23 protein-coding genes are annotated in these 21,655 nt (G+C 69.7%); 9 read left to right on the top strand and 14 right to left on the bottom strand.

Annotated elements, in window-relative coordinates:
* The first annotated feature begins 3 nt into the window (after positions 1-3).
* The 6 genes from ACIA6A_RS15460 (at position 4) to ACIA6A_RS15435 (ending at position 6,544) form a co-directional block, all read left to right on the top strand.
* A complete protein-coding gene (locus tag ACIA6A_RS15460; RefSeq protein WP_396098264.1) occupies positions 4-1,722 on the top strand; it encodes an ABC transporter family substrate-binding protein in 1,719 nt (572 codons plus the stop codon).
* Positions 1,723-2,706, top strand: a complete 984-nt coding sequence (locus ACIA6A_RS15455; protein WP_396098263.1) for an ABC transporter permease — start codon at positions 1,723-1,725, stop codon at positions 2,704-2,706.
* Positions 2,699-3,577 (top strand): ABC transporter permease, encoded by an 879-nt coding sequence (locus tag ACIA6A_RS15450; protein ID WP_396098262.1) that lies wholly within the window; start codon positions 2,699-2,701, stop codon positions 3,575-3,577. Before ACIA6A_RS15455 ends, ACIA6A_RS15450 begins: the two co-directional genes overlap by 8 nt.
* Entirely contained in the window at positions 3,574-4,545 is a 972-nt protein-coding gene (locus ACIA6A_RS15445; RefSeq protein ID WP_396098261.1) for an ABC transporter ATP-binding protein, read from the top strand. The genes ACIA6A_RS15450 and ACIA6A_RS15445 overlap by 4 nt, the downstream gene beginning before the upstream one ends.
* Complete coding sequence (locus tag ACIA6A_RS15440; RefSeq protein WP_396098260.1) at positions 4,542-5,561, top strand: ABC transporter ATP-binding protein; 1,020 nt, start codon at positions 4,542-4,544, stop codon at positions 5,559-5,561. The genes ACIA6A_RS15445 and ACIA6A_RS15440 overlap by 4 nt, the downstream gene beginning before the upstream one ends.
* An 83-nt stretch (positions 5,562-5,644) precedes the next feature.
* Positions 5,645-6,544 (top strand): endonuclease/exonuclease/phosphatase family protein, encoded by a 900-nt coding sequence (locus tag ACIA6A_RS15435; protein ID WP_396098259.1) that lies wholly within the window; start codon positions 5,645-5,647, stop codon positions 6,542-6,544.
* On the opposite strand, the gene ACIA6A_RS15430 is transcribed toward ACIA6A_RS15435, so the two are convergent.
* The 4 genes from ACIA6A_RS15430 to ACIA6A_RS15415 form a co-directional block, all read right to left on the bottom strand.
* The gene (locus ACIA6A_RS15430; protein ID WP_396098258.1) at positions 6,545-8,452 is read right to left on the bottom strand and encodes an ABC transporter ATP-binding protein; all 1,908 of its coding nucleotides are present in this window, start codon (positions 8,450-8,452) and stop codon (positions 6,545-6,547) included. It abuts the gene before it with no gap.
* A gap of 83 nt (positions 8,453-8,535) precedes the next feature.
* Positions 8,536-9,315: an enoyl-CoA hydratase/isomerase family protein gene (locus ACIA6A_RS15425; protein ID WP_396098257.1), complete on the bottom strand. Its 780-nt coding sequence runs from the start codon at positions 9,313-9,315 to the stop codon at positions 8,536-8,538.
* Positions 9,312-9,539: a helix-turn-helix domain-containing protein gene (locus ACIA6A_RS15420; RefSeq protein ID WP_015620263.1), complete on the bottom strand. Its 228-nt coding sequence runs from the start codon at positions 9,537-9,539 to the stop codon at positions 9,312-9,314. The genes ACIA6A_RS15425 and ACIA6A_RS15420 overlap by 4 nt, the downstream gene beginning before the upstream one ends.
* A 487-nt stretch (positions 9,540-10,026) precedes the next feature.
* Positions 10,027-11,631 (bottom strand): ABC-F family ATP-binding cassette domain-containing protein, encoded by a 1,605-nt coding sequence (locus ACIA6A_RS15415; protein WP_396098256.1) that lies wholly within the window; start codon positions 11,629-11,631, stop codon positions 10,027-10,029.
* A 203-nt stretch (positions 11,632-11,834) separates the two neighbouring features.
* Here ACIA6A_RS15415 and ACIA6A_RS15410 point away from each other — a divergent pair, with 203 nt between their 5' ends.
* Positions 11,835-12,758, top strand: a complete 924-nt coding sequence (locus tag ACIA6A_RS15410) for a neutral zinc metallopeptidase (protein ID WP_396098255.1) — start codon at positions 11,835-11,837, stop codon at positions 12,756-12,758.
* A 39-nt stretch (positions 12,759-12,797) separates the two neighbouring features.
* Here the strand turns inward: ACIA6A_RS15410 and ACIA6A_RS15405 are convergent, their stop codons facing one another.
* On the bottom strand, positions 12,798-13,343 hold the full coding sequence (locus ACIA6A_RS15405) for a hypothetical protein (RefSeq protein ID WP_396098253.1): 546 nt from the start codon (positions 13,341-13,343) through the stop codon (positions 12,798-12,800).
* Positions 13,344-13,535: 192 nt separating this feature from the next.
* Here ACIA6A_RS15405 and ACIA6A_RS15400 point away from each other — a divergent pair, with 192 nt between their 5' ends.
* Complete coding sequence (locus tag ACIA6A_RS15400) at positions 13,536-14,120, top strand: LysE family transporter (RefSeq protein WP_396098251.1); 585 nt, start codon at positions 13,536-13,538, stop codon at positions 14,118-14,120.
* Here ACIA6A_RS15400 and ACIA6A_RS15395 read toward each other — a convergent pair.
* Positions 14,115-14,813 carry a histidine phosphatase family protein gene (locus ACIA6A_RS15395; RefSeq protein ID WP_396098250.1) on the bottom strand — a complete coding sequence of 233 codons (699 nt, stop codon included), beginning with the start codon at positions 14,811-14,813 and terminating at the stop codon, positions 14,115-14,117. The genes ACIA6A_RS15400 and ACIA6A_RS15395 overlap by 6 nt on opposite strands.
* 37 nt (positions 14,814-14,850) lie before the next feature.
* A complete protein-coding gene (locus ACIA6A_RS15390; RefSeq protein ID WP_396098249.1) occupies positions 14,851-15,477 on the bottom strand; it encodes an acVLRF1 family peptidyl-tRNA hydrolase in 627 nt (208 codons plus the stop codon).
* Positions 15,478-15,507: 30 nt separating this feature from the next.
* Here ACIA6A_RS15390 and ACIA6A_RS15385 point away from each other — a divergent pair, with 30 nt between their 5' ends.
* Positions 15,508-16,191, top strand: coding sequence for a DNA alkylation repair protein (locus ACIA6A_RS15385; RefSeq protein ID WP_396098248.1), 684 nt, complete (start codon positions 15,508-15,510; stop codon positions 16,189-16,191).
* A gap of 233 nt (positions 16,192-16,424) precedes the next feature.
* Here ACIA6A_RS15385 and ACIA6A_RS15380 read toward each other — a convergent pair whose 3' ends face one another.
* The 7 genes from ACIA6A_RS15380 to sufD form a co-directional block, all read right to left on the bottom strand.
* Positions 16,425-17,174 (bottom strand): maleylpyruvate isomerase N-terminal domain-containing protein, encoded by a 750-nt coding sequence (locus ACIA6A_RS15380; protein WP_396098247.1) that lies wholly within the window; start codon positions 17,172-17,174, stop codon positions 16,425-16,427.
* 77 nt (positions 17,175-17,251) lie between these two features.
* A complete protein-coding gene (locus ACIA6A_RS15375; RefSeq protein WP_396098246.1) occupies positions 17,252-17,743 on the bottom strand; it encodes a metal-sulfur cluster assembly factor in 492 nt (163 codons plus the stop codon).
* On the bottom strand, positions 17,740-18,189 hold the full coding sequence (gene sufU, locus ACIA6A_RS15370; RefSeq protein WP_396098552.1) for a Fe-S cluster assembly sulfur transfer protein SufU: 450 nt from the start codon (positions 18,187-18,189) through the stop codon (positions 17,740-17,742). Before sufU ends, ACIA6A_RS15375 begins: the two co-directional genes overlap by 4 nt.
* Positions 18,186-19,415, bottom strand: coding sequence for a cysteine desulfurase (locus tag ACIA6A_RS15365; RefSeq protein ID WP_396098245.1), 1,230 nt, complete (start codon positions 19,413-19,415; stop codon positions 18,186-18,188). Before ACIA6A_RS15365 ends, sufU begins: the two co-directional genes overlap by 4 nt.
* A gap of 2 nt (positions 19,416-19,417) precedes the next feature.
* Positions 19,418-20,182, bottom strand: coding sequence for a Fe-S cluster assembly ATPase SufC (gene sufC, locus ACIA6A_RS15360; RefSeq protein WP_396098244.1), 765 nt, complete (start codon positions 20,180-20,182; stop codon positions 19,418-19,420).
* Complete coding sequence (locus tag ACIA6A_RS15355) at positions 20,179-20,511, bottom strand: non-heme iron oxygenase ferredoxin subunit (RefSeq protein ID WP_396098242.1); 333 nt, start codon at positions 20,509-20,511, stop codon at positions 20,179-20,181. The genes sufC and ACIA6A_RS15355 overlap by 4 nt, the downstream gene beginning before the upstream one ends.
* A 3-nt stretch (positions 20,512-20,514) precedes the next feature.
* A complete protein-coding gene (gene sufD, locus ACIA6A_RS15350) occupies positions 20,515-21,648 on the bottom strand; it encodes a Fe-S cluster assembly protein SufD (RefSeq protein ID WP_396098241.1) in 1,134 nt (377 codons plus the stop codon).
* Between the last annotated feature and the right edge of the window lie 7 nt (positions 21,649-21,655).

Below are 21,655 nucleotides of genomic sequence, written 5' to 3'. Positions count from 1 at the left end.
ACCATGACCGTCAGACTGACCGCGATCCTGACCGTGACCGTGCTCGCCCTCACCGCGTGCAGCGGTGACGACTCCGATCCGAATCGGGAACTTGGCTTCGACTCCTGCGGCGAGTCACCGCTGACCTGCAACACCGGCACGACCGAGCCCGGCGGCACGATGGTGTTCTACGAGGAGCAGGACCGGACCACCTGGAACACGGTCAGCGAGGACGGCGGGCACTACGCCACGTCGGTGATGCTCCGGCCGCTGGTGCCGAGCGTCTATTACAGCGGCTCGGACTTCAAGGCCACGTTGAACACCACGCTGATGGCCGCGGAGCCCGAGCTCACCGCCACCTCGCCGCAGACCATCACGTACACGATCAAGCCGGAGGCGGTGTGGAGCGACGGCGTGCCGATCACCGCCGACGACTTCGCCTACCAGTTCCGGGCGCGCAACACCAGGGACTGCCCGGCCTGCGGCTCGTCCAGCAACGCCGGGTACGACCTGATGGCGAGCGTCACCGGTGCGGACGGCGGCAGGACGGTCACCGCGACGCTGCAGCCGGGCAAGACCTATCCGGACTGGAAAGACCTGTTCAGCACGATCTACCCGGCGCACCTGGCCAAGCAGAACGGCGACGACGGTACGCCCGCGGGGCTGGCGAGATCCTGGGAGTGGTTCAAGGCGACGCAGCCGGCGTGGTCCGGCGGCCCCTTCATGATCGAGAGCTACGCCGAGGGCCAGGAGCTGGTCGAGGTGCCGAACCCGAGGTGGTGGGGCACGAAACCGTCGCTGGAGAAGCTGATCTTCAAGATCGTGACCGACCAGTCGTCGTTCGTCCCGGCGCTGCAGAACGGCGAGATCAACGCCGGTGACCCGCAGCCCAACTTCGACATGGTGACGCAGGTGCAGAACCTGACCGAGGTCAATCACCGGGTCAGCGGCGGGCTCTCCTGGGAACACATCGACCTCAACCTCGAGAACACGTTCCTCAAGGACAAGGCCCTGCGCGAGGCGATCTTCCGGGCCATCGACGTGCAGCGCATCATCGACCGTACGGTCGGCACGTTCTGGAAGGACGCGAAACCGTTGCTGAGCCACAACTTCGTGCCGGGCAGCGCGCATTACAAGGACGTGCTCAGCGCGTCCGGGGCCGGCGCGGGTGACCTCGAGGCCGCGAAGAAGGTGCTGACCGACGCGGGTTACGGCGGGGTCGGCACACAGCTCACCACGCCGGCCGGCGAGCCGGTCACACTGCGGTTCCGGCACACGGAGGGCAACGTCAACCGGGCCGCCACCGGGGAGCTGGTCCAGGCCACGCTCAAGCAGCTCGGCATCACCATGAGCATCCAGCCCACCAACAACCTCAACGACGCGCTCAGCTCCGGCGACTTCGACCTGATCGTGTACGCGTGGGTCACCTCGCCGTTCTTCTTCGCCATCGCCGACCAGCTCTGGGGCAAGGACAGCGAGACGAACTACGGGCACTGGGCCAACGATCAGGCCGAGACACTGCTGAAACAGGGCGTGCAGGCCGGGCTCGACGAGGCGAAGGGTGCCGAGCTGCTCAACCAGGCCGACGCGCTGATGGCCGCGGACTACTACGTGCTCCCCCTGTTCCAGCGCGCCAACTTCATCGCGGCCCAGTCCGGTTACGTCAACATCCGGCCGAACGCCACGGTCACCGGGCCGACGTTCAACACCGAGGAGTGGGGACACCCGGCGGGTACGAACTAGATGCTCGCCTACGTCGTCCGGCGCCTGCTGGCCGCGGTGCCCGTACTCATCGTCGCGTCTTTTTTGTCCTATGCCCTGGTCGCCCTCTCGGGTGACCCGCTCGAACCGCTGAGACTGCGCAACCCGCCGGCGCCGCAGCGGACCATCGACATGGAGACCGCGCGGCTCGGCCTGGACGACCCCATCGTCGTGCGATACGGCCACTGGCTGTGGGGTGTGCTGCACGGTGACCTCGGTGAGTCGGTGCAGAGCACGTACGACATCGGGGCCAACCTGTCCCGGTCGGCGACCGTGACGTTGCGGCTGGTCGTCGGCGCGATGCTGCTCGCGCTCGTGTTCGCCGTGCTCACCGACGTGCTCGGCGCGGTCCGGCAGTACTCGAAGTCCGACTACGCGCTGACGCTGACCGGTTTCGTGTTCCTGGCCATGCCGCTGTTCTGGGTCGCGATCGTACTCAAAGACCTCGCCGTGCGCTACAACAAGGCCACCGGCACCACGGTGTTCTACACCATCGGCGAGACGTCGCAGGGTTACAGCGGACTGTCCCCCGGGGCGAAGATCGCCGACGTCGCCGGGCACCTGGTGCTGCCGACGATCGCGCTGGGCCTCGTCTCGTACGCGGCGTGGAGCCGGTACCAGCGCGCCGCCGTCCTGGAGGTGCTGAACTCCGACTACGTCCGCCTGGCCCGGGCCAAGGGGCTGACCTGGCGCAAGGTACTGGTCCGGCACGTGCTGCGGACCGCGCTGATCCCGCTGGTCACCGTCACCGCCCTGGACGTCGCGGCGATCCTCGGCGGGGCGGTGATCACCGAGACCGTCTTCAACTGGAACGGTCTGGGCCGGATGCTGCTGACCGGGGTGGCCCGCGCCGACACCGACGCGGTGGCCGGCTGGCTGCTGCTCGCCGGGTTCGTGGTGATCATCTTCAATGTCGTCGCCGACGTGCTGTACGCCGTCCTGGACCCGAGGATCCGCCATGGATAGCCGCCGCCCGGTCGTGGTGCGCACCCAGACCGAACTGGTGCTGCGCCGGTTCCTGCGGCACCGTGCGGCGGTGACCAGTCTGGGCGTACTCCTCGTGGTGGTGCTGTTCGCGTTCGCCGGTCCCCTGCTGTGGCGGTACGGCTACGCGGACATCACCGACGACCTCTCCCAGCCGCCGTCCGCGACCCATCCGTTCGGCACCGACCAGATCGGACACGACACCTTCGCCCAGGTCATGCGCGGCACCCAGCAGTCGGTCAAGATCGCCCTCGCGATCGCCCTGATCGGTACGGTGTTCGGCGCGCTCTGGGGTGCGATCGCCGGCCTCCACCGCGGCCGGCTCGACCTGATCATGATGCGCCTCGTCGACGTGGTCCTCACCCTGCCGTCGATCGCGGTCGCCGCGGCCGTCGCCGCCCAGGGCGTGGGTCAGAGCCGCTGGTGGGCGATCGCGGTCGTGCTCGGCGCGCTCACCTGGCCGTACGTGTCCCGGGTGGTCCGTGGCGTGGTCCTCGCCCTGCGCGAGCAGGAGTTCGTCGAGGCCGCCCGGGCCCTCGGCGCCGGCAACACCCGGATCGTCCTGCGCCACCTGCTGCCCAACGCGCTCGGCCCGATCATCGTCACCGCGACCCTCACCATCGCCACCGGCATCCTCGGCGAGGCGGCGCTGTCGTTCCTCGGCGTCGGCGTGCAGGCCCCGGACACCTCGCTCGGGCTGCTCGTGTCGATCAACAAGGACGCGGTCAACACCCGGCCGTGGCTGTTCTACTTCCCCGGCCTGTTCATCATCGCCGTCGCGCTGACCGTCAACTTCATCGGCGACGGCCTGCGCGACGCTTTCGACCCCAAGCAGACGAGGGTGCGCGCATGACGTTGCTGTCCGTCGAGGACCTGACCGTCGAATTCCCCACCGAGGACGGGCCGCTGCGGGCGGTGCGCGGCGTCTCGTACCAGGTGCGGCCCGGTGACGCGCTGGGCATCGTCGGCGAGTCCGGCTCCGGCAAGTCGGTCAGCTCGCTCGCGGTGATGGGCCTGCTGCCGCGCGGCGCACGGGTCACCGGTTCGGTCAAGCTGTTCGGCGAGGAGCTGCTCGGGCGTACGGACGCCGAGCTCTCGAGGATCCGCGGCCGTCGCGTGGCGATGATCTTCCAGGACCCGCTGACGTCGCTGAACCCGGTGTACCCGGTCGGCGCCCAGATCGCCGAGGCCATCCGCGCCCACCACCGGGTGTCCAAGAAGGACGCACTGCACCGGGCCGCCGAACTCCTCGACGTCGTCGGCATCCCCGCACCGCGCGACCGGGCCCGCGACTACCCCCACGAACTGTCCGGCGGCATGCGGCAGCGGGTCGTCATCGCGATCGCCATGGCCAACGATCCCGACCTGATCATCGCCGACGAACCGACCACCGCCCTCGACGTCACCGTGCAGGCCCAGGTCCTCGAAGCCCTCGAGGCGGCCCGCGCCCGGACCGGCGCCGCGCTGGTCCTGATCACCCACGACCTCGGCGTCATCGCCGGGCACACCGACCGGGTCGCGGTGATGTACGCCGGGAAACTCGTCGAGACCGGCACCGTCGACGAGATCTTCTACCGGCCCCGGATGCCGTACACGCTCGGCCTGCTCGACAGCCTGCCCCGGATCGACGAAGCCGGCCGCCCCCGCCTCACCCCGATCACCGGCGCGCCGCCGTCGCTGCTGACGCTGCCGCCCGGCTGCCCGTTCGCGCCGCGCTGCCCCCGCTCGGCGGACCTCTGCGACGACACCGAACCGGTCCTGACCGGTACCGCTGCCCCGGACCACCTCGCCGCCTGCCACTTCCACTCGGAGCTCCCATGACGGCACCCATCGTCTCCGTCCGCGGCCTGGTCAAACACTTCCCGGTGCGCTCGCGCGGCATCGTCCGGCGGCGCACCGGCGAGGTCCACGCGGTCTGCGGCGTCGACTTCGACATCCTCCCCCACGAGACGCTGGGCCTGGTCGGCGAATCCGGCTGCGGCAAGACCACCACCGGCCGGCTGCTGCTCAACCTCGAACAGGCCACCGCCGGCGAGGTCCGCTTCCAGGGCCGCGACATCGTGCCGCTGTCCCGGGCCCGGATGCGCCCGCTGCGCGAGGAGATGCAGATCGTCTTCCAGGACCCGTACTCCTCACTGGACCCCCGGATGACGGTCAGCGAGATCATCGCCGAGCCGCTGCGCGTCCACGACCGGTACGGCACCGCCGCCGAGGGCCGGGCCAAGGTCCGTGACCTGCTGCGCACGGTCGGCCTCGACACCGAGCACGGCAACCGGTACGCCCACGAGTTCTCCGGCGGCCAGCGCCAGCGCATCGGTGTGGCCCGGGCCCTGGCGCTGCGCCCGAGGTTCCTGGTCCTGGACGAGCCGGTCTCCGCCCTGGACGTCTCCATCCGGGCCGGCATCGTCAACCTCCTGGAGGACCTCCAGGACGAGTACGGCCTGTCCTACCTGTTCATCTCCCACGACCTGTCGGTGGTGCGCCACATCGCCGACCGGGTCGCGGTGATGTATTCGGGCCGCATCGTGGAGACCGCCCCGGTCGAGGAACTCTTCCGGCGCGCCGCACACCCGTACACCCAGGCCCTCATCTCGGCGATCCCGCTGCCCGACCCGCACAAGGAACGCACCCGCCGCCGCATCACCCTGACCGGCGACGTCCCCAGCCCGATCACCCCGCCGAGCGGCTGCCGCTTCCGCACCCGCTGCCCCACGTTCGCCGGCCGGCTGAGCGATCCCGAACGCGAAGCCTGCGTCACCGAGACGCCGGCCCTGATCGACCGGGGCCAGGGCCACCGCACCGCCTGCCATTACGCCGAGGCCCTCACCCTGCTCTGAACCGCGTTCCGGAGCAACGGGGCAGCACGCGATCTCCCCACTCTCTACAGTGGTCGATTGATCAACTACTTCGGGGAGAACTCTTGAGGAAGCTTCGCACCGCCTTCGCCGGCGCCCTGCTCGTGCTCGCCGCACTCATACCGGTCACGCCGGCCGCGGCCGCAGCGCCCGCCGGGACGAACCTGCAACTGATGTCGTGGAACATGTGCGACTCCCAGCGGGCCAGCTGGAACTGCGCCGGTTACGGGACCTTCGCCGACAAGCTCGCGATCATCAAGTCCCAGGTGGCCAACAACTACGTCCAGGCCATGCTGCTCCAGGAGATCTGCGAGAACGACCTGACCACCCTGATGGGTCAGCTCGGATCGGGGTGGAGCAAGAACTTCGCGCCGTACTACTACTCGAACAACGGCGTGCTGACCAACAGCCGGTGCGGCGAGGACAACAGCAGCCGTCAGGACCGGTACGGCACCGCCATCGTGATCCACGCGGGTCTGTCGAACCCCCAGATCATCGAGACCACCCAGCCGTGGAACGGGCAGAACAGCGTCCAGCAGTGCGCCACCGCCACCTACTTCGACAACATCCGGCTCTGCAACCTGCACATCTCCCGGTACGGCGTGAACCCGGACCACCCCACCTGGGATTACGCGGACGACCAGCTGGCCGAGGTCAAGGCCGTCGTCGACCAGTACGACCACGTGGCTTTCGGTGGCGACCTGAACGTGGTGCCGCCGGACTGGGCGGGCGACAGCTCGCGCGACTGGGTGTGGCCGGCCGGGCTGTACTGGAACGGCACCACCGGTTACCGCGAGTGTGACCAGTCCGACGCCACGAACCCGCTGCGCACCGGTCGCTCCACCACGGTGTGGGGTGTCAAGTTCGACCACATCTTCAGCACCCAGCCGTGGCGCTGGTGCGGAGTGATCGACACGGCGTACTCGGACCACTCGGTCGTCGTCTACAGCATGAAGATCGCCTGATCACTCCGCCTTGGCGGGGAGCAGCGGGCGGCTGTCGGCGAACTGGGTGCGGTAGAGCTCAGCGTAGAGGCCGCCCGCTGTGACGAGGTCGTCGTGGCGGCCGCGCTCGACGATGCGGCCGCCGTCGAGGACCAGGATCAGGTCGGCGTCGCGGACGGTGGACAGGCGATGGGCGATCACGAGGGCGGTGCGGCCCTCGAGAGCCGCGGACAGGGCTCGCTGGACCGCGGCCTCGGACTCGCTGTCAAGGTGGGCGGTGGCCTCGTCGAGGATGACGATCGACGGGTGCTTGAGCAGGAGGCGGGCGATCGCGATGCGCTGTTTCTCGCCGCCGGAGAAGCGGTAGCCGCGCTCGCCCACCACCGTGTCGAGGCCGGTGGGCAGTGCTCGCACGAGGTCGCCGACCTGGGCCGCCTCCAGGGCCGCCCACATCTGCTCCTCGGTGGCGCCGGGGCTGGCGTAGCGCAGGTTCTCGGCGATGCTCTCGTGGAACAGGTGGGAATCCTGGGTGACCACGCCGATGGTGTCGCGCAGCGAGTCGAGGGTCGCGTCGCGGACGTCGACGCCGCCGACCAGGACCGCGCCCCCGGTCACGTCGTAGACCCGGGACACCAGCATGGAGGTGGTCGACTTGCCGGCGCCGGACGGGCCGACCAGGGCCACCATCTGGCCCGGCTCGACGCTGAAGTCGACACCGCGCAGGACCGGGGCGTTCTCGGTACGGTCGAGGGCGGTGACGTCCTCGAGGGTGGCCAGCGAGACCTCGTCGGCGCTGGGGTACCGAAAGTGCACGTCGCGGAACTCGACGCGGCCGGCTCCGGGCGCGATGGCGACCGCGTCCGGCTTCTCCTCGATGCCGGGCTTCAGGTCGAGGACCTCGAAGACGCGGTCGAACGACACGAGCGCGCTCATCACGTCGACCCGCACGTTGCTGAGCGCGGTGAGCGGGCCGTACAGCCGGGTCAGCAGCAGGGCCATGGTGACCACGGTGCCCGCCGTGACGCTGCCGGTGACCGCGAGCCAGCCGCCGAGACCGTACGTCAGGGCCTGGGCCAGGGACGCGACCAGCAGCATCGCGACGAAGAAGGTACGGGAGAACATGGCCTGCTGGACGCCGATGTCCCGGACCCGGCGGGCCCGGTCACCGAAGTGGCCGGCCTCCGCGTCCGGCCGGCCGAACAACTTGACCAGCAGCGCGCCGGAGACGTTGAAGCGCTCGGTCATCGTCGCGTTCATCTTGGCGTCGAGGTTGTAGGACTCCCGGGTGATCTCGGCGAGTTTCTTGCCGACCCGGCGCGCGGGGATGATGAACAGCGGCAGCAGCACCAGTGACAGCGCGGTGATCTGCCAGGACAGACTGAACATCACCGCGGCGGTGAGCACCAGCTGGATGACGTTGCTGACCACCCCGGACAGGGTCGACGTGAACGCCCGCTGGGCGCCGGTGACGTCGTTGTTGAGCCTGCTGACCAGCGCCCCGGTCTGGGTGCGGGTGAAGAACTGCAGGGGCATCCGCTGCACGTGGTCGTAGACCCGGGTGCGCAGGTCGAGGATGATGCCCTCGCCGATGCGGGCCGAATACCACCGCTGGGCGAGGGAGAACAGCGCGTCGACGACGGCGAGCGCGGCGATGGTCAGGGCGAGCCGGATGACGGTGGCGGCCGCCTCCGATCCGCCCGACGTGATCGCGTTGACCACGTGCCCGGCCAGGACCGGTGTCGCGACACCGATCACGGCCGCGAACACCACGGTGACGAGGAAGACCGAGATGTCGCGCCGGTAGGGCACGGCGAAGCGCAGGATGCGCCGCGTGGTGCCCCGGGTCAGCTGGTGCTGGGTGACCCGCTCGGAATTCTGGAGCGAGCGCAGCATGGCCCAGTTGTTCCCACCGGACGTGGGTCCCATCATCCGTCACCTCCCGGGCGGCGTCGTAGCGGCAGGCACATTGTGCCCGCCGGGTACGACAACTTCCCGGGACCGGCCGGTGTTCCCTATTCCAGCCCGGCCAGATCGCGCACGCGGCGGGTCTGCGCCTCCCGCTCGGCCCGGTCCTGCTCGGGGTACGTCCGCCCGGACGCCTCGTGGATCAGCGCCTTGATCTCGGCGACCGCTCCGGCCGGGGCAGCCAGCACGGCGGCGCTCAGGTCCCGCACCGCGGCGTCCAGCTCGTCACGGGGCACGACGGCGGTGGCCAGTCCGATCCGGTCCGCCTCGTCCGCCGGGATCCGGCGTCCGGTGAGGCAGATCTCCAGTGCCCGGGACGGCCCGACCAGTTCGGTGAGCCGTTTGGTGCCGCCGAGGTCGGGCACCAGTCCGAGTGTCACCTCGGCCATCGAGAACCGCGCGTCATCGGCGAGGACGCGCATGTCGCAGTTCAGTGCGAGCTGGAATCCGGCGCCGATCGCATGACCCTGCACTGCCGCGATGGTGACCAGAGAGGGACGCCTCAGCCAGGTAAATGCATCCTGGAAGCCGGCAATCCGTTCCGCGCTCTCTTCCGGGGACAACCGAGCGAGTTGGGACAACGAGGAATCGCCGTCGCCACGCGCCACCGACAAGTCGAGTCCCGCCGAAAAAGCACGTCCCTCGCCGCGGACAATGACGACTCGCACGTCACCCGGTAATTTCCGCGAAATGTTGCCCAGCTCGGCCCACATCGCCGGCGTCTGCGCATTGAGGACGTCGGGCCGGCACAACGTCACCGACGCGACCGGCCCGTCCTGCACGTACCGGACGCCGGCCTCCGATGCCGAGGCTGCGCTGGTCGTCACGCCTTCTTACGGCGACGGGCACCGCCACGCTGCCGCAGTTGCACGCCGGACTCGGTGAGCACGCGGTGCACGAATCCGTACGACCGGCCGGTCGACGCGGCCAGTGCGCGAATGCTCTCTCCGGAGGTGTATCGCTTCACCAGGTCCTTGGCGAGGGTCTGACGCTCGCTTCCGACGATTCGACGACCCTTCTCAGTGCTGGTGGCTGTGCCGGTGGCTGCCATGTTGAATCCTCACGTCCCAGACTGTGCGGTTCGATACGGTCCCACCTATTAGACCGCCTCCAACGATCATGCGCTAGGTATCTCGGCTTAGCGAACGTGCCCTTTTACCAGTGTCAGGAACCCGACGATGACCAAGCACATCAATGTCAGACAGTTGGCGCCGATGTCCGTTCGGGCGCGAAAAGAGAGGGCGGCCGAACGGATGAGAACGTTAACGGCTACCCGGAAATACCCGCGATCCGCCGTCGATCAAGGCAGGATGACCTGCACAAACATCATCATCGTCGACGACCGACAACGATGTCACGCAGCGTGTAGCACTCGGTCACGATGGGGCTCGATCCACTGCCCGAACGGGCGTCCCTCACCGTGTGAGGGACGCCCGGATGCTGTTGCGGTGTGACCAGTGGCGGGCAAAGGTCGCACTGTCTGTGTGGGCACCAGTTGACAACTGAGAATGCCGATGATCCTCGATCCAACGGGATCGCTACGCGAGCTCGACGAGCTCCAACAGGTCGTCGCTCCACGCGTCCTCGTCGCCGTCGGGCAGCAGGATCGCCCGGTCCGGCTTGAGCGCCTGCACGGCACCCGCGTCGTGGGTGACCAGGACGATCGCACCCGGGTAGTTGGCGATGGCGTCGAGCACCTGCTCGCGGCTCACCGGGTCGAGGTTGTTCGTCGGCTCGTCGAGCAGCAGCACGTTGGCGCCCGAGCAGACCAGCGTGGCCAGGGCCAGCCGGGTCTTCTCGCCGCCGGAGAGCACCCCGGCCGGCTTGTCGACGTCGTCACCCGAGAAGAGGAACGCGCCGAGGATCTTGCGCAGCTCGGTGTCGGTCTGCTCCGAACCGGCACTGCGCATGTGGTCCAGGATCGTCCGGTCCACGTCCAGCGTCTCGTGCTCCTGGGCGTAGTAGCCCAGCCGCAGGCCGTGGCCCGGGCGCACCTCACCGGTGTCGGACTTCAGGTGCCCGCCGAGGATCCGCAGCAGCGTGGTCTTGCCCGCGCCGTTCAGGCCGAGGATGGCAACCCGGGAACCGCGGTCGACCGCCACGTCCACGTCGGTGAAGATCTCGAGCGAGCCGTACGACTTCGACAGCCCGTGCGCGGTCAGCGGGGTCTTGCCGCACGGCACCGGGTTCGGGAAGCGGACCTTGGCGACCTTGTCGGAGACCCGGACCTCCTCCAGGCCACCGATCAGCTTCTCGGCCCGCTTGGCCATGTTCTGCGCGGCGATCGTCTTGGTGGCCTTGGCCCGCATCTTGTCGGCCTGCGCGAACAGCGCACCGGCCTTCTTCTCGGCGTTGGCCCGCTCCCGGCGGCGGCGGCGCTCGTCGGTCTCCCGCGCCTCGAGGTACGTCTTCCAGCCCATGTTGTACATGTCGACCACGGACCGGTTGGCATCGAGATACCAGACCCGGTTGACCACGGCGTCCAGCAGCTCGACGTCGTGGCTGATCACGATCAGCCCGCCCTTGTGGTTGGCGATGTAACCGCGCAGCCAGGTGATCGAGTCGTGGTCGAGGTGGTTGGTCGGCTCGTCGAGCAGCAGGATGCCCTTGCCGTTCTGACCGGAGTTCTGGAACAGGATCCGGGCCAGCTCGATCCGGCGGCGCTGACCGCCGGAGAGCGTGCCGATCGTCTGCGCCAGCGCGCGGTCCGGCAGCCCGAGGTTGGAACAGATCCGGGCCGCCTCGGACTCGGCCGCGTAACCGCCGAGGCTGGCGAACTGGTCCTCCACCACGCCGTACCGCCGGACCAGCTTCTCGTCGGAGCTCTCCTCGAGCTCGACCTCGAGCTTCTGCATCTCGGTGAGCAGCACGTCGAGACCCCGGGCGGACAGCACCCGGTCGCGCGCGGTGACGTTCAGGTCACCGGTCCGCGGGTCCTGCGGAAGGTAACCAACCTCACTCGTACGGGTCACCTCACCGGCGTAGGGCGCGCCCTCGCCGGCCAGCACCTTCAGCGTGGTGGTCTTGCCGGCGCCGTTGCGCCCGACCAGGCCGATCCTGTCCCCGGGCTGCACCCGGAGCGTGGTGGGGGAGATCAGGATCCGGGCGCCGGCGCGCAGTTCCAGGCCAGTGGCGGTAATCATCGGGGAAAAACTCTCGCTCTCGGGAAGAAGGCTGGCTCAGGCACACGGAAGCCCCGACCGGGGAAAACACGGGTCGGGGCAGGGCAGGTCAGCCTTCGCAGAGCAGCACACGCAAATTGTACCCGGCCGCGGATGACACCACTCACCCGATTAAGCGGCAAGATCATCGGGTACACGCGGCGAGACTCGCCCGGGAGGACGGCATGGAACTCAACGAGAACGCTGAGATCGACACCAGTCAGATCGACGACCAGCGATCATCCGGTGGTGGAGGCGGTGGCGGCATCGGCGGCCTCCCGATCGGTGGTGGCGGCCTCACGGGCATCATCGTGACGGTGCTCATAGCCCTCGTCGGCGGCTACTTCGGCATCAATACCCTCGGAGGCAGCGACAGCGGCTCCACCCAGACGGGGGACAACACCTCGCTGACCCAGAAGTGCTCGGAGTCGGATGCCACCAAGCAGCTCGACTGCCGCAACACGCTGTTCGTCAACTCGATCCAGGACTACTGGACCGATGCCTACCCGCAGAACTTCGACGGCTCCTACAAGCCGGCGAAGACCACGCTGTTCGCCAACCGGGTCAACACCGGCTGCGGCGCGGCGGACTCCGGCGTCGGGCCCTTCTACTGCCCCGCGGACGACAAGGTCTACATCGACCTGAGCTTCTACGACGTGCTCGCCCAGCAGCTCGGCGCCCCGGGCGAGTTCGCGCAGCCCTACGTGCTGGCCCACGAGTACGGCCACCACATCCAGGACCTCGCCGGCACCGAGGCGGCCATGCGCCGCCAGCAGGAACGTGACCCCGACCAGGCCAACGCGCTGAGCGTCAAGCTCGAGCTGCAGGCCGACTGCTACGCGGGAGCCTGGGCCAAGAACGCCACCGGCACGGACACCGCCAGCGGCAAGAAGATCTTCAAGAGCATCACCACCCAGGACATCGAGGAGGGCCTGCAGACCGCCAGCAAGATCGGCGACGACACCCTGCAGCAGCAGTCCGGCGGCACGGTCAACCCCGCCGAGTTCACCCACGGTACGAGTGCCCAGCGCCAGCAATGGTTCAGCGAGGGCTACAAGAGCGGCTCCCCGAAGAGCTGCGACACCTTCGCCGCCGGCGCGGTCTCCTGATCCATCTCGGCCGGGCCGCTTCCTGAGCGGCCCGGCCGATCAGTTCCCCAGATAGGCGTCCACGGCCTCGTCGAGCCGGCCGATCAGGAGCCGGAGCTCGACCGCTTGCGGCGAATCCGGCCCGCCGGCGCCGTCCCACACCGCGGTGACGGCCCGCAGGCGCACCCGCAGGCCCTCGATCTCGGCCGTGACCCGATCGCCCGCGAGGAATGCGATGTCGCCGGGGTCGATCCCCTGCTGGATCTCCCGCCCGGCCCGCTCGAGACCCTCCCACAGCGCCTCGGAAGCCGCCCGGACCTCCCCGGTGAGCTCGCTGAGCCGCTGGTGGAACCCCTCGTCCCGCACGCGCAGCACGTTCAGCTGCCGGCGCAGCGCCGTGAAGTGAACCGGATCACCGGGTTCCGCCTCGAACCGTTCGAGCACCGGCCGCGCGGCGTCGTTCCCGCGCATCCGCGAGCGCGCCACATCGAGCAACCGGGCGGCCGCGTCCCCCGCGGCCAGACCGAAACGCCGCGTGACGACATCGGACTTCGCCCCGGCCTGAGCGGTCAGGAACAGCAACGCGGCGAGCACCAGCGATTCCATGCGATCCGCCTCCCCTGCACCCATCAGACCACAGTGCGCGCGGCAAAATCGATGGCGGATCCGCGCCCGGGCGAACCATGATGCCGACGTGACCGCCACCGTGCTCCCGCCGACCGCTGACCGTGCCGCCCCCGTCCGGGCCACGCGACAGCAGCGGGTCCCCGGCGGCCGCGCGGTGCCCGTACCCCTGTCATGATCGCGGATTTCCTGGCCGGAGCGATCGCCGGTTACGGGGTTGCCGTGCCCGTCGGCGCGATCGGCGTGCTCATCGCCGGCCTCAGCGCCCGGGTCTGTTTCCGCACGGGCGCGGCGGCGGGGCTCGGTGCCGCGACAGCCGACGGCGTCTATGCGGCACTGGCGATCATCGGTGGCACCGCCCTGGCCGAGGCCATCGCCCCGCTGGCCACTGCTCTGCGGTGGGCGGCCGCCGCGGTGCTGCTCACCCTGGCCGGGTGGACGGCGGTCAACCGCACAACCCCGGCGGAGGGTACGGACGGCAGCAGCCCCACCAGGGCCTACCTCGGTGTCCTGGGGCTCACCCTGCTCAACCCGGTCACCGTCGTGTACTTCGCCGCACTGGTGCTGGGCCGGGGCGGGGACGGCGGCGGAGCGTGGTTCGTCGTGGGGGCGTTCCTCGCGTCCACGAGCTGGCAACTGCTCATCGCCGCGAGCGGCTCCCTCGCCGGACGGTTCCTGACCGGCCCCCGCGCCCGCACCGTCACCACACTGGTCTCCAGCGCGGTGATCGCCGCGCTGGCCGTCCTGATGGTGCTATGACTCCTCGACCGGCAGATGGTCGACGGTGTTGTAGTGGTCGAGGAGCAGCTTGCCGGACGCACCGTCGAAACGGGTGATCGAGGCGTTCCGGACGTGGCCGGAATCGGCGATCCGTGCCGTCCCGTCCAGGTCCAGGCCCTCGATGACGGACCGCATCATGAGCACCACCGAGTCGTGGGCGGTCACGATGACCCGCCGTCCCGCATGATCCCGGTTCAGATCGGCCAGGAACGAGGCCAACCGGACGGCGATGTCGCCGAAAGCCTCGCCGTTCGGCGGTTTGTACAGGTAGGCGCCCGCCCGCAGGTAGCGGGCCGGCTCGTCCGGGAAACGCTGGGCCACCGCGGCCTCGGTCAGCATCTCCAGATCACCGAGCAGGCGGTCGACCAGCCGGTCGTCCGTCGACGGCGCGGCGAACGCCAGACCCGACGCGGCCGCCGCGATCCGCCACGTCTCCCGGGCCCGCAGGTACGGTGACGTGATCACGACCTCGGGCACCAGCTCCGCGGGCAGCCCGGCGAGCCACCGCCCGACCGCCTTCGCCTGCTCGACCCCGAACGGCGTCAGCTCGACATCGGTGTCCCGGCCGGTCAGCCCGGAATCCACCAGCCCGGCGGCGTTGGCCTTCGGGAACGCGACGTTCGACGCGCTCTGACCGTGACGGACCAGGATCAGTTCAGCGACCACACCCATGATCGGACCCTATCCACCGCGGGGACGCACCGGCCACTCAGGTCACCAGGACCCGGATCGCCCGGGCCTGGGCGATGGCCTCCTCGAGCACCGCGCGGCGGGGCTCCGGGACGTCCAGGAACCGCTCGTGCCGCAACGATCTCAGCGCGCTCAGCTGCGGCGTCGCGAGGATCGTGTCCACCGCGGTGTGGTCACCACCGGTGATCAGCGCGCTCAGGGCGCGTACCTCCGGGAGCAGGATCCGGGCCGCGATGGCCGCGCCGTCGGCGGCCGCCGCCTTGGCCTGGTTGTCGCGCCGGCGGGCGAAGCGCTGCTGCGACCAGCCGCCCGCAGCGGTCCGGCCCTGGACGTAATGCGTGTCGACCTTCGAGGTGACCAGCTTCGTGCCCTCCGCGATGCCGACGGCGACGGCACCCTTGCGAGCCAGCAACAGGCCCAGCCGGCGCGGCTCGGCGGCGACCGTGGCCAGCTCGTCAAGCCCGGTGACCGTGGGGGCGCCGGGTGGGGGCGAGAGCTCGGCTGTGGCACCGTCCGTACCCGTGATCATCAGGCCCTCGATCGTGTAGCCGTCGTGCCGGGACGCGAAATTCTCCAGCCAGCGGGTCAGCCGTTCGGGGGCCACATCGACCCAGCGTCCCCCGCCGGCCGCGGGTCGTGCGCTCATGGGAACACCCTACGGTGGCAGGATCGGCCCATGTCGTCCTCGCTGACCACAGCGGTCGTGGCCCGGCTCGTCCCGGCGTTCGGCCGGGCCCGGGACCCGCGACGGGCGGTGGCCGCGGCCGCGTACATGCGTGACCGGTTCCCGTTCCTCGGCATCGCGACGCCGGCCCGGCGGATCCTGAGCCGCGAGGTCGTGGCCGGACTGCCCACGCCGTCCCCGGACGACCTGCGCCAGGTCGCGCTGGCCTGCTGGGAGCTGCCGGAACGCGAATACCAGTACTTCGCCTGCGATTATCTGCGGACCCACGCGGCGGTGCCGGGCCCGGACTTCATCGGTACGGCACGTGAGCTGATCGTCACCCACTCCTGGTGGGACACCGTCGACCCGCTGTCCACCCGTTTCGTGGGCACGCTGGTGCGACGCCACCCGGCCCTGACCGCGACCATGGACGAGTGGGCCGCCGACGACAACATGTGGCTGGTCCGCACCGCGATCCTGCACCAGCTGCACCACGGCGCGGCGACCGACACCGATCGGCTGTTCGACTACTGCGACATGCAGGCGGGCCACCCCGACTTCTTCGTCCGCAAAGCCATCGGCTGGGCCCTGCGCCACCACGCCCGGACCGACCCGGACGCGGTGCGCGGCTACCTGGCCGGCCACCGCGCACACTTGTCCCCATTGTCGGTCCGCGAGGCGTCCAAGCATCTCTGAGCTGCTTTGATCCACGCGGTCAGCGCGCCGGGAACGCCGAGGTCACCGGTGATCGTGAGCTCCGTCGCCGCGACCCGGCCGTAGCGGAACAGCCGCCGGACCCTGGATCGTGGCGAGCGGATCGCCACTCGGCGCCGGGTCGAGCGTGGCACCGGACGGGGTCGGATCGAGGATCCAGGTGGGTCCCTCCACGGCGGCGAACGCGAGCCGGGCCGGACGCCCGGGCCACGGACCTAGCGAGCCGAGGCCCACCTGCAGGAACTCGGGAACGCAGTCGACCGCGACGGCCGCCGGGATCGGCTGCGGGTCACCGCCGGAAGCCTGGGCGTCGTAGGCGTGCACGGCCGCCTCATGACCTGGTGGCGCGCGACCGCACCGACGGTCATCGGCGCGCCGGACGCACCCCACCACGTCCAGCACCCGTCGCCGGGATCGGCGGCCCGCAACGCGGCGAGCAGCAGCCCGGTGGACGCCTCGGACCAGGCAAGCAGATCCCCGGCAGCCGGCCCGCCGGCCTTGGCTGTGGGCGGCCCACCGGCCTTGGCCGTAGGCGGCCCGGCGGCATCCGTCATGGGCGCGCCGCCGGCCTCTTCCCCTGCCCACCCGGCGGCATCCATCGCGGGCGCGCCACCAAACTTTTCCCCCGCCGACCCGGCGGCATCCGTCGTGGGCGCGCCACCGGCCTCTTCCCCTGCCCACCCGGCGGCATCCATCGCGGGCGCGCCACCAGACTTTTTCCCTGCCCACCCGACGGCATCCGTCGTGAGCGGGCTGACCGGGCCGATCGCGTCTTCCGGGGGCGGGCTGTCGGAGGGGCCGGCTTTGATCGCGGCCGCCCAGAAGCGGTGGACCCGGCCGAGGTGGGCGACCAGGTCGCGGACCGTCCAGTCCGGGCAGCCGGGCACGCGGGCGCCGAGGTCCGCCGCCGCCACCGCGGTGCGGAAGGCGGTGGCGCGGTCATCGATCAGATCGATGGGGTCCATGCCGGATCACTACCAGCACCACCCGACAAAAACCGCCGGGCGCACGCGGCGCCCGGCGGTTCTGTGGAACAGGTGGATCAGACGTTGAAGCCGAGCGCCCGTAGCTGCTCGCGGCCGTCGTCGGTGATCTTGTCGGGGCCCCACGGCGGGAGCCACACCCAGTTGATCCGGAAGTCCTTGACCAGGCCGCCGCCCGGGCCCGTGGTCAGGGCCTGACGGGTCTGGTCCTCGATCACGTCGGTCAGCGGGCAGGCCGCCGACGTCAGGGTCATGTCGAGGGTGACCACGTTGTCGTCGTCGACGAACGCGTCGTAGACGAGGCCGAGGTCGACCACGTTGATGCCGAGTTCGGGGTCGACGACGTCCTTCATCGCCTCTTCGACGTCGGCGACCGATGCCTTGGACACGACCGTGCCCGCGACCTCGGAGGCTGGCACGCTCTCCACGGCCGGAGCCTCGGTGGGGGCCGCGGCGACCGGTTCTGCGGCGACCAGTGGCGACGTGGCGTCGTCCGGTCCTGCCGTGTCCGCCGCAGTCTCGGCGATGTCTTCGATGGTCTTGTCGGTCATGCTGTCACCTCCGGGTTGACGCTGACACCGGCGCGAGCCGCCGCGTCCTTGAAAGCCATCCACGGCAGCAGGGCGCACTTGACCCGGGCCGGGTACTTCGCGACGCCGGCGAACGCGATCGCGTCACCGAGCACGTCCTCGTCCGGTTCCACCTGGCCGCGGCCCTGCATGAGGGCGACGAACGCCTCGTGGATCTCCGTGACCTCGGCCGGCCGGCGGCCCTTGAGCAGCTCGTACAGCACGGAGGCCGAGGCCTGGCTGATCGAGCAGCCCATGCCGTCGTACGAGATGTCGGAAAGGTCTTCGGTGACCCGCAGCGTGATCTCGTCGCCGCACGTCGGGTTGACGTGGTGGGCCTCGCCCGCGAACGGGTCGCGCAGTCCGCGACCGTGCGGGTGCTTGTAATGGTCCAGGATGATCTCCTGGTAGAGCGAGTCGATCATCAGGCGAACACCTTCCGCACCTGCTCCAGACCGCGCACCAGGGCGTCGATCTCATCGGTCGTCGTGTAGAGGTAGAACGAGGCCCTGGTCATCGCCGGAACCCCGAACCGGGTGCACACCGGTCGTGCGCAGTGGTGCCCCACCCGTACCTCAACACCGAGATCGTCGAGAATCTGCCCGACATCGTGCGGGTGCACCCCGTCGACGGCGAACGACACCGTGCCGCCACGTCCTTCCGGGGTGGCCGGCCCGAAGATCCGGACGCCGGGGACGTCCGCGAGCGCCTTCAGGGCGTACGCGGTGATCTCCTGCTCGTGGCGGTGGACGTTGTCCATGCCCAGCGCCGTCAGGTAGTCGACGGCGGCGCCGAGACCGATGGCCTCGGTGATCGGCGGCGTACCGCCCTCGAACCGCGCGGGCGGCGGCGCGAACGTCGTGCCGGCCATCGTCACGGTCTCGATGGTCGACCCGCCGGCCAGGAACGGCGGCATGCGTTCCAGCAGCTCGGCACGCCCCCACAGAACACCGATGCCGGTCGGGCCGAGCATCTTGTGGCCGGTGAACGCGATGTAGTCGACGCCGAGCTGTGCCACGTCGACCGGGAAGTGCGGCACCGACTGGGAGCAGTCGAGCATCACCAGCGCGCCGACCTCGCGGGCCCGGGCGACGATCCGCGCCGGGTCGTTGACCGTGCCCAGGATGTTGGACATGTGCACGACCGAGACCAGCTTCGTGCGCTCGTTGACCAGCTCGGTCAGCGTCGACTCGTCGAGCCGGCCCTCGTCGGTGACACCGAACCAGCGCAGGGTCGCGCCGGTCCGCTCGCACAGCATCTGCCACGGCACGAGGTTGGAGTGGTGCTCCATCTCGGAGACCACGATCTCGTCACCCGGGCCGAGCGACAGGAACTGCGGCGCCGTCCACGCCACGAGGTTGATCGCCTCGGTGGAGTTCTTGGTGAACACCACCTCCTCGGGCGACGCCGCGCCGATGAAGGCCGCGACCTTCGCCCGGGCGCCCTCGTAGGCGGTGGTCGACTCGGTGCCCAGCGTGTGCACCGAGCGCGACACGTTGCCGTTGTGCCGTTCCAGGTGATCCTGCATCGCCTCGATCACCTGGCGCGGTTTCTGCGACGTGTTGGCACTGTCGAGATAGACCAGCGGATGACCGTTGATCTCCCGGCGCAGGATGGGGAAATCGCCGCGGACGCGGATCACATCGAAGCCCATGATCAGGCCTTGACGCCCGTGGTGTAGCGCTCGTAGCCGTCGGCTTCGAGCTGCTCGGCCAGCTCCGGGCCGCCCTCTTCGACGATCTTGCCGGCGACGAAGACGTGTACGAAGTCCGGCTTGATGTAGCGCAGGATCCGGGTGTAGTGCGTGATCAGTAGCAGACCGGTCTCGCCGGTGCTGCGGACCCGGTTGACACCCTCGCTGACGACGCGCAGCGCGTCGATGTCGAGGCCGGAGTCGGTCTCGTCGAGGATCGCCATCTTGGGCTTGAGCAGCTCGAGCTGCATGATCTCGTGGCGCTTCTTCTCACCGCCGGAGAAGCCCTCGTTGACGTTGCGCTGGGCGAACGCCGGGTCCATCTGGATGCGCTCCATCGCGGTCCGCAGCTCGCCGGCCCAGGTGCGCAGCTTCGGCGCCTCGCCGTCGATCGCGGTCTTCGCGGTACGCAGGAAGTTGGCCACCGACACGCCGGGCACCTCGACGGGGTACTGCATCGCCAGGAACAGGCCGGCCCGGGCGCGCTCGTCCACCGTCATCGCGAGGACGTCCTCGCCGTCGAGGCTGACCTGACCACCGGTGATCTCGTACTTCGGGTGGCCGGCGATGGAGTAGGCCAGCGTCGACTTGCCGGAGCCGTTCGGCCCCATGATGGCGTGGGTCTCGCCGGACTTCACGGTGAGGTCGACCCCGGCCAGGATCGGCTTCAGCTCGCCCTCGGGCAGCTTGACCGAAACCTGCAGGTCGCGGATCTCCAGGGTGCTCACGGCTCTACTCCATTACTCGGTGTCGTCGAAACGTAGATGTCGCCGTCGCGGATCTCGACGGGGAAAACCGCCACCGGCTCGGTGGCGGGCAGACCGGAGGGTGCACCGGTACGCAGGTCGAAGCGCGAGCCGTGCAGCCAGCACTCGATCAAGCAGCCGTCCAGCTCACCCTCGGAGAGGGCTACCGCGGCGTGACTGCACTCGTCGCGTACGGCATAGAAGTTGTCGTCGTCCGCATGAACGACCGCGACCTCCACGCCCTCGATCTCCACCGAGAGCACGTCGCCCTTCGCCACGTCGCCGGAGCGGCCGACCAGCTCGAAGCTCATCGGTCAGGCTCCGGCCTTCGCCAGCCGCGACTCGATGGCGTCACCGAGGCGCTCGCGCAGCTCCTCGACGGGGATCTTGTTGATCAGTTCGGCGAAGAAGCCGCGCACCACGAGCTTGCGTGCCTCACCCTCGGGGATGCCCCGGGCCATGAGGTAGAACAGCTGCTCCTCGTCGAAGCGGCCGGTCGCACTCGCGTGGCCGGCGCCGACGATCTCGCCGGTCTCGATCTCGAGGTTCGGCACCGAGTCGGCGCGGGCGCCGTCGGTCAGCACCAGGTTGCGGTTGATCTCGTACGTGTCGGTGCCGGTCGCCTCCGCGCGGATCAGCACGTCGCCGACCCAGACGGTATGCGCCGACTCGCCCTGCAGCGCACCGCGGTAGCCGACGTAGCTGCGGCAGTTCGGGACCGAGTGGTCGACGAGCTGACGCTGCTCGATGTGCTGGCCGGCGTCGGCGAAGTAGATCCCCCAGAGCTCGGCGTCGCCACCACGGCCGGTGTACTCGACGGACGCGAACTGGCGGACCAGGTCACCACCGAGCGAGACCTGCACGTGCTGGACGCGGGCGTCCCGGCCGACCCGGAACTTGAGGTGCTGGGCCTGCACCGACCCGGCGTCCCACTCGGCCGTCGTGACGAACGTCAGCTGCGCGCTGTCGCCGAGGACGACCTCGATGTTGTCGGCGACGGTCGCCGTGCCGGTCTGCTCCAGCACGATGGTGACCTTGGCGAAGTTGCCGACCCGTACGTAGGTGCGGGCGGCCGCCGCGTCGCCGCCACCGCCGACGACCTTGATCACGGCCGGGACGTCCGAGACGGTGTCCGGCGCGACGTCGATCAGGGTCACCGCGGCGGCCGAACCGAACGCGAGGGCGCTGACCCGGTCGAACGGGGTCAGCACCGGGTCGACCTTGCCCGCGTCGACACTCGTCACCGAGACCCCCGCCGGCAGGTCACCGGGGGTGAACCCCGGTGCCGTGCCGGACAGGGTGGTGGCCGTGATCAGCGAGCCGAGCCGCTTGACCGGGGTGAAGCGCCACTCCTCCTCCAGGCCGTTGACGGCCGGGAAGTCGGTGACGTCGAAGGAGCGCAGCACCTGCGACTTGGTGCTCGGCGGGGCCATGGCCTCGGTAGTCATGTCTTCC

Source organism: Actinoplanes sp. NPDC051494, assembly GCF_044454705.1.
Taxonomy (GTDB): domain Bacteria; phylum Actinomycetota; class Actinomycetes; order Mycobacteriales; family Micromonosporaceae; genus Actinoplanes.
The sequence above is the reverse complement of the archived record's forward strand: the minus strand, read 5'-3'. Positions and strand labels throughout refer to the sequence as shown.

What these genes read in the sequence shown, in the direction of transcription:
- ACIA6A_RS15460 (WP_396098264.1), top strand. Translation starts at nt 4, where the DNA reads ATGACCGTCAGACTGACCGCGATCCTGACCGTGACCGTGCTCGCCCTC.
- ACIA6A_RS15440 (WP_396098260.1), top strand. Translation starts at nt 4,542, where the DNA reads ATGACGGCACCCATCGTCTCCGTCCGCGGCCTGGTCAAACACTTCCCG.
- ACIA6A_RS15415 (WP_396098256.1), bottom strand. Translation starts at nt 11,631, where the DNA reads ATGATTACCGCCACTGGCCTGGAACTGCGCGCCGGCGCCCGGATCCTG.
- ACIA6A_RS15410 (WP_396098255.1), top strand. Translation starts at nt 11,835, where the DNA reads ATGGAACTCAACGAGAACGCTGAGATCGACACCAGTCAGATCGACGAC.
- ACIA6A_RS15365 (WP_396098245.1), bottom strand. Translation starts at nt 19,415, where the DNA reads ATGGGCTTCGATGTGATCCGCGTCCGCGGCGATTTCCCCATCCTGCGC.
- ACIA6A_RS15445 (WP_396098261.1), top strand. Translation starts at nt 3,574, where the DNA reads ATGACGTTGCTGTCCGTCGAGGACCTGACCGTCGAATTCCCCACCGAG.
- ACIA6A_RS15390 (WP_396098249.1), bottom strand. Translation starts at nt 15,477, where the DNA reads ATGAGCGCACGACCCGCGGCCGGCGGGGGACGCTGGGTCGATGTGGCC.
- ACIA6A_RS15430 (WP_396098258.1), bottom strand. Translation starts at nt 8,452, where the DNA reads ATGATGGGACCCACGTCCGGTGGGAACAACTGGGCCATGCTGCGCTCG.
- ACIA6A_RS15420 (WP_015620263.1), bottom strand. Translation starts at nt 9,539, where the DNA reads ATGGCAGCCACCGGCACAGCCACCAGCACTGAGAAGGGTCGTCGAATC.
- ACIA6A_RS15355 (WP_396098242.1), bottom strand. Translation starts at nt 20,511, where the DNA reads ATGAGCTTCGAGCTGGTCGGCCGCTCCGGCGACGTGGCGAAGGGCGAC.
- ACIA6A_RS15455 (WP_396098263.1), top strand. Translation starts at nt 1,723, where the DNA reads ATGCTCGCCTACGTCGTCCGGCGCCTGCTGGCCGCGGTGCCCGTACTC.
- ACIA6A_RS15400 (WP_396098251.1), top strand. Translation starts at nt 13,536, where the DNA reads ATGATCGCGGATTTCCTGGCCGGAGCGATCGCCGGTTACGGGGTTGCC.
- ACIA6A_RS15375 (WP_396098246.1), bottom strand. Translation starts at nt 17,743, where the DNA reads ATGACCGACAAGACCATCGAAGACATCGCCGAGACTGCGGCGGACACG.
- ACIA6A_RS15450 (WP_396098262.1), top strand. Translation starts at nt 2,699, where the DNA reads ATGGATAGCCGCCGCCCGGTCGTGGTGCGCACCCAGACCGAACTGGTG.
- ACIA6A_RS15405 (WP_396098253.1), bottom strand. Translation starts at nt 13,343, where the DNA reads ATGGAATCGCTGGTGCTCGCCGCGTTGCTGTTCCTGACCGCTCAGGCC.
- ACIA6A_RS15385 (WP_396098248.1), top strand. Translation starts at nt 15,508, where the DNA reads ATGTCGTCCTCGCTGACCACAGCGGTCGTGGCCCGGCTCGTCCCGGCG.
- ACIA6A_RS15380 (WP_396098247.1), bottom strand. Translation starts at nt 17,174, where the DNA reads ATGGACCCCATCGATCTGATCGATGACCGCGCCACCGCCTTCCGCACC.
- sufD (WP_396098241.1), bottom strand. Translation starts at nt 21,648, where the DNA reads ATGACTACCGAGGCCATGGCCCCGCCGAGCACCAAGTCGCAGGTGCTG.
- ACIA6A_RS15395 (WP_396098250.1), bottom strand. Translation starts at nt 14,813, where the DNA reads ATGGGTGTGGTCGCTGAACTGATCCTGGTCCGTCACGGTCAGAGCGCG.